Genomic DNA, 14,672 nt, shown 5'->3' on the forward strand with positions numbered 1-14,672 from the left:
GCAATAGTTTACTGCCGGAGCTACGTACCTCCGTTTCAACTCCTCGATGGTGACTGGATTCCCGCGTGCGCGGGAATGACGAGGAAGGGTTTTCGCAATCCCGCCCTGCCTTGCAGAACACCAATCTCACAATGGGGCGACCTCAAAACCACACCTCTCGCATTAACCACAAACTGCGATTGAGGGCGGGGTGCGCTGCTGATATGGGGCGGCGAAATCTATATCTAAGGAATCTGACAAGTGGCGCTTTTCTCCCGTTTTTCCGCCGTTGCCGCTGGCCTCGTCCTGTCGTGCACTGCAGTTTCGTCCGCGCAGGCGGCGAGCGCCATCGACTATGACGTGGTGGCCTTTGGTAACTTTACTTCGTCGAATACCGAAGTGAACGGCGCCCTGGCGGTGGGCGGGAACGCGAACCTCGCCAACTTCAGCGTCGGCAAGGACCTCGCGGCTGGATACACGGGCGCAGCGCTCGCAGTAGGTCAGAACCTCACCTACAACAACGGTCAGGTCTTCCGGGGCAATGCCGTTGTGGGCGGCACGATCACGGCCAGCGGCTTCAATGTGCTGAATGGCACGGCAACCCAGAACGCCGCCTCGCCGGTCAACTTCGGGTCCGAGTTCACGCGGCTCAGCGACATCTCGACGTTCATCGCGGGCCTGGAGAATAACGGCACGGTCACGAAGCCGGGCGCGCTTCGCCTGACGGGCACGAATTCCACGCTGAACGTGTTCACGCTCGACGCGGCGAACCAGAATTTCGGCAGCGGCTTCGAGCTGTTCATCCCTGAAGGCTCGGTGGCCGTAATCAACGTCACCGGCACGTCGTTCACGACGCAGTATCCCGGCCAGTTCTCGATCAACGGAAAGACGATCGTCAACAATAGCGCCGGCCTTGCTTCGTCGATCCTGTTCAACTTCGCCGACGCGACCGACATCACCCTGATGGGCAGCTGGGCGGGCAACATCCTCGCGCCGAATGCCAATGTCACGGCCGCGAATGGCGGCTTCTTCGGATCGCTGATCGCGAACAATGTGACGAGCAGCACCGAGTTCTACATGGGCCGCTTTTCCGGCTATGACCGGATCACGCCGCCCGCCGTGCCCGAACCCGCGACCTGGGCGATGATGATTGCCGGCTTCGGCTTTGTCGGCTCGATGATGCGCCGTCGCACCGCGAAGGCCGCCGTCGCGTAAGCCAACGCCGCGAGCAAACAAAAGCCCGCCTGGAGCGATCCGGGCGGGCTTTTTGTTGGCGCCAGTTGTTGAGCTCGGGCATCAAGCGAAGCGGAAGGCGGAAATGACCGTCGAGAGCACCTCGTCCGAATAATCGAGTACGCCCGCGCCCTGTGCGACGCCGGCCGCGACCATCAGCGGGATGAGATGCTCCTCGCGCGGATGGCTGAAGCGGGCATAGGGCGCATCCGCCCAGCCCTGCAACGCCGCGTTGCGGCTCGCGGTCGGGCTCGTCGTCGCGTCCGTCAGCCATGTGTCGAACAGGCGGCTCGGCTCGGTCGCGGCAGGATTGCCATAAGCGCGCATGTTGTGAAAGCTCATGCCGGCCCCGACGATGAGCACGCCCTCGGCCCGGAGCGGCGCGAGCGCCCTGCCTGCCGCCAGATGCAGCGCGGGATCGAGGCTCCTGTCCACGGACATTTCGACGATCGGGATGTCAGCATCCGGAAACGCGACCTTCATCGGCACGAACACGCCATGATCGAGCCCCCGGGAGGGATCAATCGCGGCAGGGATGCCTGCAGCCGCAAGCAGCTTTGCGGCACGTCCCGCCAGCGCCGGATCGCCCGGCACCGGATATTTGAGGGCATAGGTATAATCCGGGAAGTTGTGATAATCGAAGATAAGCTCAGGCTGCTGCGCGCCAGTGAAAGCGAAGCCGGCAGGCGTCTCCCAATGGCCCGAAACGATGAGGATGGCGCGCGGCCGGGCAGGAAGGCTAGCCGCCAGCCCTTCCAGATAGGCGCGCATGCTCGTCCACCTGTCCTGCGGATCGGGCATGAAGAAACAGGGACCGCCGCCGTGCGGGATGAAAAGCGAAGGCTGAATAGTCATGCTGCATATTTAGGTGTGCCGACCTATCGCAGCCAGTGCGACAAAACCGGCGGGACCGTTCTACTTTCTCGAAAGATAGGGGCTCGAAAGATAAGGGAAGGTGATCCCCGGCTTCGCTTCTGCTAGACCGCGCCCATGCAGACCGGCCCGCTCAAACTTCGCGCCCAGCTCCTGTGCGGAGACGAGATCGCGATGGGACCGGGCAAGGCGGACCTTCTGGATGCGATCGCCCGCACGGGCTCAATCTCGGCGGCTGGGCGAGATCTGGGCATGAGCTATCGGCGCAGCTGGATGCTGGTCGATGCCATGAACCGCTGTTTCGCGCAGCCTCTGGTGCAGACCATGATCGGCGGCGGCAAGAATCGCGGCGCACGCCTCACGACCGCCGGCGAGCAGGCGCTCGCGGCCTATCGCGCACTGGAAGCCAGCATTGCGGACGCAGCGGCGAGCGACCTCGGTGGACTGGCCGGGATGCTGCGCCCTGCGCCGCTGCCAGCGGCATCCGACCCGGAAAAGGGCGGGAGCGGCTAGGTAGAGTGGCTCGACCTTTCGCTCGAAATGAACGGTGGGAGAAAAGCGAGACAGTGAGCGGTCGCTCACCGCTCAAACGGCCGGTCAAACAACCGGCGAAATCGAGGGCGGCTATTCCGGATCGGCGGGCTTGTTGCCCCGCTTGCGATCCTCTGCCTCAAGGAGGCGCGTCGCCATGGCGAGCCAGGCTTTCTCCGCGCGCAGGCAGCGCTCTTTCACATTATCCAGGCTGGCATCGCGAGCGGCCTGGGCGCTCTCAGTTGCGCGGGCGAAATAGAATTCGGACGTCACTGACATAAGGCGACCTTTCTGCTGCGGTGCTCAGTCGACCATATCGGCGACAAGCTCTCGCAGGCGTTGCGGCGGCAGGGTGGAAGCCATCAGAGCAGGCTTCGCATGCATATGGGAAAGAAAGACCCTCTCCGCTATTCTTTTGATATTATGATATTTATTAATCACGATAGTCCTAGTCGGGCACTTTCGCCCGGATATTCATTCCAGAAATGAGGTTGATCTATAAGTGGCGCAGGAGCGCCGTTTCCTCTCCCTGCCGGCTCCGCGAACAAGCGGGGCACATAGCAGGGAGGAGGATGTGGCGGGGCCGTCTGGACGGCCCCATCCTTCAGGCGTCGGCCGCCGAAAGATTGACCGCCGACTGGCGGCCGCGCTTGTCGACTTCGAGCTCGAAGTTGACGCGCTGATCTTTCTGAAGGGTCGCGAAACCCGAGCGCTCGACAGCGCTGATGTGCACGAAGCTGTCATTGCCGCCGTCATCGGGAGCAATGAAGCCATAGCCCTTGTCGGCATTGAAGAACTTTACAGTTCCGGTGGTCATGAGAATTTCCTTTTCACGACAATAGTGACCCGCCAGCAGAGGTGCTGGCGGAGCGTAGAAGCGTGACAAAGGAAGAATCCGCCAACGGCGTCAAAATCCGTCGCATGCGACGATAGCCCCGCCAATATGGCAGAAATAGGCAAAATGTCAAGTTTTCAGGGAATCGCCGGGCGCGAGCATGCCCGCGAACATCGCCTCCGTGCCACTCACAGTTTTTCCAAGAAAGCGCCGGGACAATCGTCTTGCCTTCGTTGCGCTGCATTCTAGAGAGCATCTCTATATTCCATGAAATATAGAACTGGGGAAATCGGACATGGGTCCACGGCATCGTCTTTTCGCGTCCATCATAGGGCTGGCCACTGCGCCTCTGCCTGCCCTCGCTCAGGCTCCGGCGAACGAAGCCGGGGCGGCGAATCGCGAAAATGTGCCTTCCAACAGCTTTGCGCTGGGAGAAATCATCGTCACCGGGGCGCGCGAGGCAGACCAGCCGATCGTCACCGGCTCGATCGTCTCGGCTCCGGCCATGGAGCGGTTCAATCGAGTCAGCCTGGACGAGGCGGTGAACCTGATGCCCGGCGTCTCAGCCTCCAATAGCGGGGGATCGCGCAATGAGCGGCTGATCTTCGTGCGCGGCTTCGACCGCTTTCAGGTGCCGCTCTCGATGGACGGAATTCGGGTCTATCTTCCGGCCGACAATCGCCTCGACATGGGCCGGTTCCTGACACCCGACGTGGCGCAAGTGCAGGTGGCGAAAGGCTATGCCTCCGTACTCGACGGGCCGGGCGCGATGGGCGGCGCAATCAATCTCGTCACCCGCACGCCGACAAAGGCGCTGGAGGTTGAGGCGCGCGGCACGATCAGCCTCGACCGCGACGCCGACTATGCCGGTTACAACGTCTTCGGCCTGATCGGCACTCGACAGGACAAGTGGTACGCGCAGGCAAGCTACACCCGCAACCGGGTGGACCACTGGGATCTGGCCGGCGGCTACGCCCCCACGACCAATCAGGCGGCAGGCGAGCGCGACCTTTCCGACACGAGCGACTGGCGGGTGAACGCAAAGATCGGCTTCACGCCCAACGCGACCGACGACTATGCGCTGAGCTACACACGGCAGGAAGGCGCCAAGAATGCGCCGATAGAAACCACGGTGCCCCTCCCCGCACAGCGATACTGGCAATGGCCCTACTGGAATATCGAGAGCCTCTATTTCCTCTCGACGACGGCGCTGAGTGACGACGCAACGCTCAAGACGCGTGTCTATCATAACAGCTTCGACAATCTGCTGCGCGCGTTCGATCAGCGCGGGCAGACAAGCCAGACGCTCGCGAGAGCCTTCAACAGCTATTATGCCGACAAGGCCTTTGGGGGCTCGGCGCAGTTCGACCTTCGCCTGCCCGCCAATAATCGCCTGTCCATCGCCTTCTTCTACCGGCGTGACCGCCACGACGAGTGGCAGCAGGTCTTCCCCTCGGGTAGAACGGAACCCCGGCAGCGCACGGTGGAAGACACGTATAGTGCCGCGATCGAGGATGAAATCGCATTCACCCCCAGCCTCAGCCTGACGCTGGGCGCCAGCTACGACTGGCGCGACCTGGGCAAGGCGCAGGACTATGCCGGCACGCCGGGCGCGGCAGGATCAGGCTATGTCAATTATCCCCTTCGCAATGCACAGGCGATCAATGGTCAGGGCCGTCTCAGCTGGCATCCCGACGAGACCCGCGAACTTTATGCCAGCCTCTCCTCGCGCACGCGCTTCCCGACGCTGTTCGAGCGCTTTTCCTCACGTTTTGGCGGCGCGACGTCCAATCCCGATCTCCAGTCCGAGCGGGCGACGCAGGCGGAAGCAGGCGGACGCTGGCAGTTCGGGTCGATCCGGCTGGAAGGCGCGGCCTATTATGCCTGGCTGGGACGATGTGGTGTTCGCCTTCCCGCTGATCTTCAACGGTCAACCTGTGACTCAGAGCCGCAACATCGGCTCGGGTCGTTATTATGGCGCCGAAGTCTCGCTGGACGCACGGCTGGCCGACACGCTGACAGTGGGCGGCAATTACAGCCGGCAGGTGCGTGATATCGCCGACCCGACCAACGCGGCCTTCCGCCCGACCGGCGTGCCGAGGGACAAGGCCTTTCTCTACGCGCTGTGGACGCCGCTCGCCCGCGTAGAGATCACCCCCAGCCTCGAACTGGCGTCCAACCGCTGGACCGCCAATACCGCCGGCACGCGCTGGACACGGACCGGAAGCTACGCGCTGGCGGGGCTGCGCGCAGACCTGACTCTTACTGAGGGAGTATCGATCGGCGCGGGGATCATGAACGCGTTCGACGACAATTATGCGCTTGTCGACGGCTTTCCCGAGCCGGGACGGCGCTTCTTTGCCAGCATGAGCGCAAGGTTCTGACAGAGTCTTGCGCCACTCGGCCGGAACGCCGTCATCAACTTATCAGACATGAAGTGCCTACGGGGGTTTCGGGCGCAGTCCATCATTGCTACGCGGGTATCAGCAACGACCAGCGTCAAGAGGACTGAACCCATGATCGATCCGTGCTGCGCCCCTCACTCGCGCCGCCATTTCCTCGCCTCTGCCGCGACCGGTGCGCTCGTGGCGGGCGCTCTCGCCGATGCCGCCCCAGCCCTCGCCTGGCAGGCCCAGCCGGCGGGCGCCTCCGGGCCGGCCAAGGCCGTGCTCGAACCGTTCGACATCGCCGATGTCGATCTCGCCGAAAGCCCTTTCCTCCATGCGCAACGCATGACGGAAGCCTATCTGCTGTCGCTCAAGCCCGACCGCATGCTGCACAATTTCCGCGTCAACGCGGGGCTGAAGCCTAAGGCGCCGGTTTACGGCGGCTGGGAATCGGAGCCGACATGGGATGACATCAATTGCCATGGCCACACGCTTGGCCATTATCTCTCCGGATGCGCGCTGGCCTATCGATCCACGCGCGACAAGCGCTACAAGCAGCGCATCGACTATATCGCAAACGAGCTGGCGGCGTGCCAGAAAGCGGCGGACAGCGGCCTCGTCTGCGCCTTCCCGAAAGGACCGGCGCTGGTGGCGGCGCATCTGCGCGGCGAGAAGATCACCGGCGTGCCCTGGTACACGCTGCACAAGATCTATGCCGGCCTGCGCGACGCCACGCTGCTTGCCGACAGCGCCGCCTCCCGCGCGGTGCTGCTGCGCTTCGCGGACTGGGCCGTCGTCGCGACGAAGCCGCTCAGCGATGCGCAGTTCGAGACGATGCTCGACACCGAACATGGCGGCATGAACGAGGTCTTCGCCGACCTCTATTTCATGACCGGCAATGAAGATTATCGCGCGCTCTCGCAGCGCTTCTCGCACAAGGCGATCCTCAATCCGCTCGCCCGGGGCCGCGATCATCTCGACGGCCTGCATGCGAATACGCAGATCCCCAAGATCATCGGCTTCCAGCGCGTGTACGAAGCGACGGGCGATGCCAAATATCGCGACGCCGCGGCGTTCTTCTGGCGGACGGTCGCGCTCACCCGGGCATTCGCCACGGGCGGACATGGCGATAACGAGCACTTCTTCCCGATGGCCGACTTCGAGAGCCACGTCTTCTCGGCCAAGGGATCGGAAACCTGCTGCCAGCACAACATGCTGCGGCTGACCCGCGCGCTCTTCCTGCAAGATCCGCAGGCGGCCTATGTCGATTATTACGAGCGTACGCTCTACAACGGCATTCTCGCCTCGCAGGACCCGGACTCGGGCATGGCCACCTATTTCCAGGGCGCGCGGCCGGGCTACATGAAGCTCTACCATACGCCCGAGGACAGCTTCTGGTGCTGCACCGGCACGGGCATGGAAAACCACGTCAAATATCGGGATTCGATCTATTTCCACGGGGGCAACGCGCTGTTCGTCAATCTCTTCGTGTCCTCTTCGGTGAACTGGAAGGAAAAGGGCGCCAAGCTGACCCAGGTCACCAGCTTCCCGGAAGAACCAACGACTCGCCTGCGCTGGACGCTGGAGAAGCCCACTGCCCTGACGCTCAAGCTGCGGCACCCACGCTGGAGCCAGAGCGCGATCGTGCTCGTCAATGGTGTCGAGACGGCACGCTCAAGCGATCCGGGCAGCTATGTGGAGCTGGCCCGGACATGGAACAGCGGCGACGAAGTGGAGCTGCGGTTGGCGATGGAGCTGGCGATCGACCGGGCGCCCGCCGCGCCGGACATTATCGCCTTCACTTATGGACCGCTGGTGCTTGCCGGGGCGCTAGGCCGCGAAGGGCTGCCAGCAGGCGCCGACATCGTCATCAACGAGCGGAAATATGGCAGCTACAACGACGCGCCGGTCAAAGTGCCGCAACTAGCCGGCGATCCGGACAAGATCGTCGAGACGATAAAGCCCGGTGCGAAGCCGCTGGAGTTCGTGATCGCTTCGGCAGACCGCACCCCGGTGCGGCTCGTCCCCTATCACCGCATCGCGCATGAGCGCTATGCGACCTACTGGAAGATCGAACCCGCAGCGGTCTGAACGGTCAGGCGGGATCGAGCCGGATCAGCCGGCCGTTCCCGCCATCTTCCAGTATCCAGATCGACCCATTCGGTCCCTGCTCGACTTCGCGGATGCGGGCGCCAAGGCTGACGCGGCCGACCTCGCTGGCCGTGGTCCCCGTCACGCGAACACGCACTAGACCCTGCGAAACCAGCCCGGCGAGAATGAAATCCCCGGTCCAGCCGACGAAGCGCGCGTCGGTATATTGGATCATGCCGCCCGGCGCGATCACGGGCGTCCAGCTTACGAGAGGCGCATCGAAGTCCGGCCGGGTGGAATGGCGCGGCAGAACCTGCCCGTCATTGCCCTCTGAGACGACCCGCCAGCCATAGTTGGCGCCGCGCCGGATGAGGTTGAACTCGTCACCGCCTTCCGGCCCCATCTCGCTCTCGAACAAGCGGCCGTCGCTGGTGAAGACGAGGCCATAGGGGTTGCGATGCCCGAGCGACCAGATGTCGGGAAGCATGCCGCTCATGCCCACGAACGGGTTGTCCGACGGGATGCTGCCATCCGAGTTGATCCGTACGATCTTGCCCAATGTAACCTGGGGGTCCTGCGCAGGCGCGCCCTGATGGCGCTCGCCCGCTGTGATGAACAGCGTGCCATCCCCCGCAAAGGCCATACGCCCGCCGAAATGCCGCGTTTCGTTGTTCACCTTGGGCGTCTGGCGCCAAATGACGGTGACATTGCTCAGCGACCCGGCGTCCGCGCTGAGCGTGCCGCGCGCCACGGCGAGACCCGCGCCGCCCGAACCCGCCTCCGCATAGCTGAGATAGACCATGCGGTTGGTCGCGAAGGAAGGATCGAGCGCCACGTCCAGCAGACCGCCCTGCCCGGCGTTCACCACTGTGGGCGTGCCGGTCACCGTGCTGACGCTTCCGCTCGTGGTCACGAGACGCAGGCGGCCGGGCTTCTCGGTCACCAGCATCCGTCCGTCCGGCAGGAAAACCATGGCCCAGGGATTGTCCAGCGTGGCGATCGGCGTGCGCGTGACGGCAGTGACGGGCGTAGTGGGGGTTGGAGTCGGCGTGGGACTCGGTGTGGGCGTAGGAGTGCCGGGCACAGTTACCGGAGGCGATGTCGCGTCATCCGAGCCGCCACAGGATGCGAGGAGAAGCACGAGTGGTATCAAAGCGAGCGAGCGCATGTCTTCTCCTGCACGCAAAAGGGCGTGGCTGCGAAACGACAAAGCACCACTCATCGTTCCCCCCCGGACAGGGCGAAAGGTTCCTAATGAGCCGTTGAGTATGTCGGGGAAACATATGCCGGTAACGCTACCATTTGAGACTTTCAGGCCCGCAGGCAGGCTGCTAGTCAAGGCACAGGAGATCAATCACGGCAGGATGGGGAGAGGAATGATGCGTAAAACCGCTCGCAGAGCACTGGCAATCACGGCGCTTCTGCTCGCAAGCGCGCCCGCGCTGGCTCAGAACGATAAGATGGTGGGGATCGCCACTCCCGCACAGCCCGGTGCGATCACGCTCAACACCGGGCCGCTGCCCAATGCTCCCACTCCCGAGTCCTGGCACAGCCAGTATGGCAGCCAGTTCGCGCGCAACGTGCAGGTCGCGACGCTGACGCCGTTTCTGCCCGATCCCGCCAAGGCTAGCGGAGCGGCGGTGATCGTCGCTCCGGGTGGCGGGTTCCGCTCTCTCTCGATGGAGAATGAAGGCTGGGATGTCGCCAAGGCGCTCGCCGCGCGCGGTGTCGCCGCGTTCGTCTTGAAGTACCGGCTCAACCAGACCCCGGCGGACCTCGCCGCGTTCGCAGCGCCGCCTCCGCCGCCGTCCGCCGGCGCGGCGCCGTCACCCCAGCGCGGAACGAGCGGCATGATGGCGGCCATCGATCCGCAGATCGCCGACGCGCGCGCTGCCTTTGCGCTGGTGCGCGCCAATGCCGCCAAGTGGAAGATCGACCCTGCGAAGATCGGCATGGTTGGTTTCTCGGCAGGCGCGATGCTCACCATGGCCACCACGTTGCGCGGCGGCGACGCCAAGCCCGCCTTCATCGGCAGCGTCTATGGCGGCGTCACGTCGCTAGGCGATGTTCCGGCAGATGCCCCGCCGCTGTTCCTGGCGATCGCGGCGGACGATCCGCTGTTCCCCAACACGGGTGGCTTCAGCCTTGTGGAAAGCTGGCGCGCGGCCAAGCGCCCGGTCGAGCTGCATTATTACGAGCAGGGCGGCCATGGCTTCGGCATGTATCCCAAGACCACGACCAGCACCGGCTGGTTCGACGCCTTCGCACGCTGGATGACCATGCATGGCTGGATGAAGGCAAGTCCGGCACAGTAAGTCCGTACCGAGCGCGGAGGAGGGACAGCTGAGCAGCCGCCCCTCCTCCGCGTTCGCCTCTCTCAGAGTGAGGGGCTCACCTTCCCGGCAATGGCAAGTTCCAGCATTCGCCGCGCAAGCTCGCGCTCGCCCATGACCACCTGCTGTGCGCCGCGTCGCTCGAGATTGCGCACTTCGTCGTCCGAATGCGCGCGGGCAATGATCTCCAGATCCGGCCGAAGCTCCCGCGCCTTCTCCGCGATCGCGCCGGCCTCGTAGCCATGGGCAATGGCAATGAGCAGCGCATCCGCCTGCTCGATGCCGGCGGCGAAGAGCGTGCGATCATCAAGCGCGCTGCCCCGCACGACGCCCAGCCCGGCCTCTTCTGCGCGTTTTGCGGTGTCGGCGTCATCCTCGATCACCACGACGTGACAGCCCCGCGCCACCAGATCCCGCCCGATAAGATTGCCGACGCGTCCGAAACCGATGAGCAGTACTGGCCGCACATGCTGAGGCGCGATCACGCCGGTGAGCCGGGGCGCCGGAGCGTCGCTCTCTTCCTTCTTGTCGCCGCGAAGGATGATCGTGAAAATGAAGGGATTGAGGAAGATCGAGAAAATCGCGCCGGCAAGGATGAGGTCGCGCGCTTCGGGGGGGAGAACGCCCAGCCCCGTGCCGAGCGACGCGAGAATGAACGAGAACTCGCCGATCTGCGCCAAGCTCGCGGCAATGGTGAGCGCTTTCTGGCTGGAATGGCCGAAAGCGCGCACGATGAAGTAGGCCGCCAGCGACTTGCCCACCACGATGATCGCGACCGTGGCAAGCAGCGGCAGGGGCTGCTCGACCACCACCTTGGGATCGAACAGCATGCCCACGGACACGAAGAAGAGCACCGCGAAGGCATCGCGCAGGGGCAGCGTCTCCTCCGTAGCGCGGCGGGAGAGTTCGGTCTCGCCCAGGATCATACCGGCAAAGAACGCACCCAGCGCGAACGACACGTCAAAAACGAAGGCCGCGCCCGCCGCCACGCCGAGCGCAATGGCGAGCACCGAGAGGCGGAAAAGTTCACGCGAGCCGGTATGGACGACCCAGTGCAGGATCCACGGGATCGCCCGCCGCGCGACGATGAGCATGAAGGCGACGAATGCGCCTACCTTGAGCAAAGTGATCGCGAAGGGCAGCGCCAGCGACGCAAGCCCGCCCCCGGTGCGCTCCATGCCAGCCAGCACGGGCAACAGCACCAGCGCCAGCACCATCGCGATATCCTCCACGATGAGCCAGCCGACCGCAATGCGGCCGCGCTCGGTATCCACAAGGTCGCGGGCCTGCAATGCACGCAGCAGCACGACCGTGCTCGCCACCGAGAGGGCAAGGCCGAAGACGAAGCCGCCCATCGTCGACCAGCCAAGGACCGCCGCAAGCCCCATGCCCATGAGCGTTGCCGCCGCGATCTGGGCGATTGCGCCCGGCACCGCGATATTACGCACCGCCATCAGATCCTTGACGGAGAAATGCAGGCCAACCCCGAACATGAGGAGGATCACGCCGATCTCCGCCAGCTCGTTGGCCAGGCTCACATCCCCTACGAAGCCGGGCGTGAACGGCCCCATGATAACGCCCGCAAGCAGATAGCCCGCGATTGGCGAGACACGCAGGCGCATGGCAATAGCGCCCATGATGAAGGAGATGACGAACCCTGCGACAATGGTCGCGATGAGCGGCGTGTAATGGGGCATCAGATAGGGGGGTCCAGTTCTTTTATGTGTGAAATGGTCGCTGCCCGAAGGCAGCGACACGTCAGGTGGCCAAGCCTCCCGCAAGGCCGGTAAGGGCGAGGACGGCAGCCGCCATGCCGGCGAATACGGCAGGCATGAACCACCAGGGTGGCCGGATACGTCTTCTTCTCATCGCATGATCCCTTCGTGTTGAAACGGGGGTGCACGCGAAGATCATCGCGTGCGCTCAGGCGAAGCCAGTCGGAGGTGCGCGGGCGTTCTTCTTCGAAAAGAAACGCGTGGTCAGGAGAGCGAAGTGCCTGCGCGGAATCGCGCGGAGGCGGACAGCGGATATAGCGGACAGAAAGAATGTGGTCGCAAGCAGCGCAACCGCCGGCCCGCTACCGGCCGTCACTGGCGCATCGTCATTCGTCCTGCGCTGCGCGACTGCCGTCTCAGCCCCGGACTTCTGCGCACGAACACGCAGCGCCACAGCGCTCGTCGAAGGATCGAAGGCGGAGCCGGTCAGCCGCGAGGCGGGCGGACCGGAGGGAATGAGCGCCGCCGCCAGCGCGCTCGCCAGCACGAGCAGCATCGCGCTGAAAAACCAAGCCGTGCGCCTCACCGGGGCGATCAGGGGATTTCGCGCGATCATAATCTCTCCGAAACGAGGCTAGCGCAATATGGCTCCCTAGGGAACATCCGCTGGGGGCACGGGCAACATCGTTGCGCCGTCTCCCGGTTTACGCTAAGGGCGCGCCCGATGCACCGGCGCGCATGAGGCGTGCGGGGCGCCCAGCTATAGCCCGAGAGACCCTTAATGAGCCTCCGCAATGTGGCCATCATCGCGCACGTCGATCATGGCAAGACCACCCTCGTTGACCAGCTCTTCCGCCAGTCCGGCACCTTCCGCGAGAACCAGCGCATTGAAGAGCGCGCGATGGACTCCAACGACCTGGAGAAGGAGCGCGGGATCACCATTCTCGCCAAGCCGACCTCGGTCGAGTGGAACGGCACGCGGATCAACATCGTCGACACGCCCGGCCACGCTGACTTCGGCGGCGAAGTGGAGCGCATCCTCTCGATGGTCGACGGCGTCGTCCTGCTGGTGGACAGCTCCGAAGGCGCAATGCCGCAGACCAAGTTCGTCACGGGCAAGGCGCTGGCGCTCGGCCTTCGCCCGATCGTGGTCGTCAACAAGGTCGACCGGCCGGACGAGCGCATCCAGGAAGTGCTGGACGAAGTGTTCGACCTGTTCGTCAGCCTCGACGCTACCGACGAGCAGCTCGACTTCCCCGTGCTCTACGCTTCGGGCCGCAATGGCTATGCGAACACTGATCCCAGCCTGCGCGAAGGCACGCTGACCCCGCTGTTCGAGACCATCGTCAACCATGTTCCGCCGCCAGCGCTGGACCAGGACGCGCCCTTCACCTTCCTGGTGACGCTGCTCGACCGCGACAACTTCCTCGGCCGTATTCTCACGGGCCGCGTGACCTCCGGCACAGTGAAGATCAACCAGCCGATCCATGCGCTCGACATGGACGGCAAGGTGATCGAGACCGGCCGAGCCTCCAAGATCATGTCATTCCGCGGGCTCGACCGCGTGCCGGTCGACGAGGCGAAGGCAGGCGACATCATCAGCCTTGCCGGTCTGGCCGTTGCCACTGTCGCGAACACGATCGCCGACACCAGCGTGACCGTCCCGATCCAGGCGCAGCCGATCGATCCGCCGACCCTCTCGATGCGGTTCGCCGTCAACGACTCGCCAATGGCAGGCCGCGAAGGCGACAAGGTGACGAGCCGCATGATCCGCGACCGTCTGTTCCGCGAGGCGGAATCGAACGTCGCCGTCAAGGTGACGGAGAGCGCGGACAAGGACAGCTTCGAGGTTGCCGGACGCGGCGAGCTTCAGCTTGGCGTGCTCATCGAGACGATGCGCCGCGAAGGCTTCGAGCTTGGCATCAGCCGCCCTCGCGTGCTCTTCGGCGAGGACGAGAGCGGCAACAAGACCGAGCCCTATGAAATCGTCGTCATCGACGTGGATGACGAGTTCTCCGGCACGGTTGTCGACAAGATGAACATCCGCAAGGCCGAGATGACCGACATGCGCCCCTCGGGCGGCGGCAAGACCCGCATCACCTTCTCGGCACCGTCGCGTGGTCTCATCGGCTATCATGGCGAGTTCCTGAGCGACACGCGCGGAACCGGCATCATGAACCGGCTGTTCGAGAAGTACGGTCCGCACAAGGGCAAGATCGAAGGCCGCAAGAACGGCGTGCTGATCTCCAATGGCGCCGGCGAGGCCAATGCCTATGCGCTCGGCCCGCTCGAGGAGCGCGGCGTACTGATGGTCGGCGTGGGCGAGACGCTCTACGAAGGCATGATTATCGGCGAGAATGCCAAGCCGGAAGACCTTGAGGTCAACCCGATGAAGTCCAAGGCGCTGACCAACTTCCGCGCATCGGGCAAGGACGACAGCATCCGCCTCACGCCGCCGCGCAAGCTGACGCTGGAACAGGCCATCGCCTATATCGACGATGACGAAATGGTGGAGGTGACACCCAAGACCATCCGCCTGCGCAAGCGCTACCTCGATCCGAACGAGCGCAAGCGCATGAGCCGCGCCAAGGCGGCCTGACCTGAAGCCGTAGAGGGCGGGAGATTAGGTCTCCCGCCCTTTTTGTGTCAGTGGTTCCAGGGGGCTTACGTTGGCGCTGCGCGTTTATATGGGCGG

Annotated in this window: 13 protein-coding genes; 7 read left to right on the forward strand and 6 right to left on the reverse strand. The window is 64.0% G+C overall.

Going from position 1 to position 14,672, the window contains the following annotated elements:
- The first annotated feature begins 240 nt into the window (after positions 1 to 240).
- Positions 241 to 1,194 carry a choice-of-anchor A family protein gene (locus ACNAOH_RS06685; protein WP_443971974.1) on the forward strand — a complete coding sequence of 318 codons (954 nt, stop codon included), beginning with the start codon at positions 241 to 243 and terminating at the stop codon, positions 1,192 to 1,194.
- 81 nt (positions 1,195 to 1,275) lie between these two features.
- Here the strand turns inward: ACNAOH_RS06685 and ACNAOH_RS06690 are convergent, their stop codons facing one another.
- Complete coding sequence (locus ACNAOH_RS06690) at positions 1,276 to 2,067, reverse strand: DODA-type extradiol aromatic ring-opening family dioxygenase (RefSeq protein ID WP_443971975.1); 792 nt, start codon at positions 2,065 to 2,067, stop codon at positions 1,276 to 1,278.
- Positions 2,068 to 2,202: 135 nt separating this feature from the next.
- On the opposite strand from ACNAOH_RS06690, the gene ACNAOH_RS06695 reads away from it, so the two are divergent.
- Positions 2,203 to 2,598: a winged helix-turn-helix domain-containing protein gene (locus tag ACNAOH_RS06695; protein ID WP_443971976.1), complete on the forward strand. Its 396-nt coding sequence runs from the start codon at positions 2,203 to 2,205 to the stop codon at positions 2,596 to 2,598.
- A gap of 111 nt (positions 2,599 to 2,709) precedes the next feature.
- Here the strand turns inward: ACNAOH_RS06695 and ACNAOH_RS06700 are convergent, their stop codons facing one another.
- A complete protein-coding gene (locus ACNAOH_RS06700; protein WP_443971977.1) occupies positions 2,710 to 2,895 on the reverse strand; it encodes a hypothetical protein in 186 nt (61 codons plus the stop codon).
- A 325-nt stretch (positions 2,896 to 3,220) separates the two neighbouring features.
- The gene (locus ACNAOH_RS06705) at positions 3,221 to 3,433 is read right to left on the reverse strand and encodes a cold-shock protein (RefSeq protein ID WP_443971978.1); all 213 of its coding nucleotides are present in this window, start codon (positions 3,431 to 3,433) and stop codon (positions 3,221 to 3,223) included.
- A 313-nt stretch (positions 3,434 to 3,746) separates the two neighbouring features.
- On the opposite strand from ACNAOH_RS06705, the gene ACNAOH_RS06710 reads away from it, so the two are divergent.
- The 3 genes from ACNAOH_RS06710 to ACNAOH_RS06720 all read left to right on the forward strand — a co-directional run bounded on the left by ACNAOH_RS06710 (position 3,747) and on the right by ACNAOH_RS06720 (position 7,929).
- Complete coding sequence (locus ACNAOH_RS06710; protein ID WP_443971979.1) at positions 3,747 to 5,504, forward strand: TonB-dependent receptor plug domain-containing protein; 1,758 nt, start codon at positions 3,747 to 3,749, stop codon at positions 5,502 to 5,504.
- The gene (locus tag ACNAOH_RS06715) at positions 5,389 to 5,835 is read left to right on the forward strand and encodes a TonB-dependent receptor domain-containing protein (protein WP_443971980.1); all 447 of its coding nucleotides are present in this window, start codon (positions 5,389 to 5,391) and stop codon (positions 5,833 to 5,835) included. The genes ACNAOH_RS06710 and ACNAOH_RS06715 overlap by 116 nt, the downstream gene beginning before the upstream one ends.
- Before the next feature lie 132 nt (positions 5,836 to 5,967).
- Positions 5,968 to 7,929 (forward strand): glycoside hydrolase family 127 protein, encoded by a 1,962-nt coding sequence (locus ACNAOH_RS06720; RefSeq protein WP_443971981.1) that lies wholly within the window; start codon positions 5,968 to 5,970, stop codon positions 7,927 to 7,929.
- A gap of 4 nt (positions 7,930 to 7,933) precedes the next feature.
- Here the strand turns inward: ACNAOH_RS06720 and ACNAOH_RS06725 are convergent, their stop codons facing one another.
- Positions 7,934 to 9,097, reverse strand: coding sequence for a PQQ-dependent sugar dehydrogenase (locus ACNAOH_RS06725; protein ID WP_443971982.1), 1,164 nt, complete (start codon positions 9,095 to 9,097; stop codon positions 7,934 to 7,936).
- A 208-nt stretch (positions 9,098 to 9,305) separates the two neighbouring features.
- Here ACNAOH_RS06725 and ACNAOH_RS06730 point away from each other — a divergent pair, with 208 nt between their 5' ends.
- A complete protein-coding gene (locus ACNAOH_RS06730) occupies positions 9,306 to 10,244 on the forward strand; it encodes an alpha/beta hydrolase (RefSeq protein ID WP_443971983.1) in 939 nt (312 codons plus the stop codon).
- A gap of 62 nt (positions 10,245 to 10,306) precedes the next feature.
- Here the strand turns inward: ACNAOH_RS06730 and ybaL are convergent, their stop codons facing one another.
- Entirely contained in the window at positions 10,307 to 11,959 is a 1,653-nt protein-coding gene (gene ybaL / locus ACNAOH_RS06735) for a YbaL family putative K(+) efflux transporter (RefSeq protein WP_443971984.1), read from the reverse strand.
- A gap of 226 nt (positions 11,960 to 12,185) precedes the next feature.
- Positions 12,186 to 12,593 (reverse strand): hypothetical protein, encoded by a 408-nt coding sequence (locus ACNAOH_RS06740; protein ID WP_443971985.1) that lies wholly within the window; start codon positions 12,591 to 12,593, stop codon positions 12,186 to 12,188.
- Positions 12,594 to 12,758: 165 nt separating this feature from the next.
- Here ACNAOH_RS06740 and typA point away from each other — a divergent pair, with 165 nt between their 5' ends.
- Entirely contained in the window at positions 12,759 to 14,576 is a 1,818-nt protein-coding gene (gene typA, locus ACNAOH_RS06745) for a translational GTPase TypA (protein WP_443971986.1), read from the forward strand.
- Positions 14,577 to 14,672: the final 96 nt, after the last annotated feature.

This window comes from Sphingobium sp. CR28 (genome assembly GCF_052327305.1).
GTDB lineage: Bacteria > Pseudomonadota > Alphaproteobacteria > Sphingomonadales > Sphingomonadaceae > Sphingobium.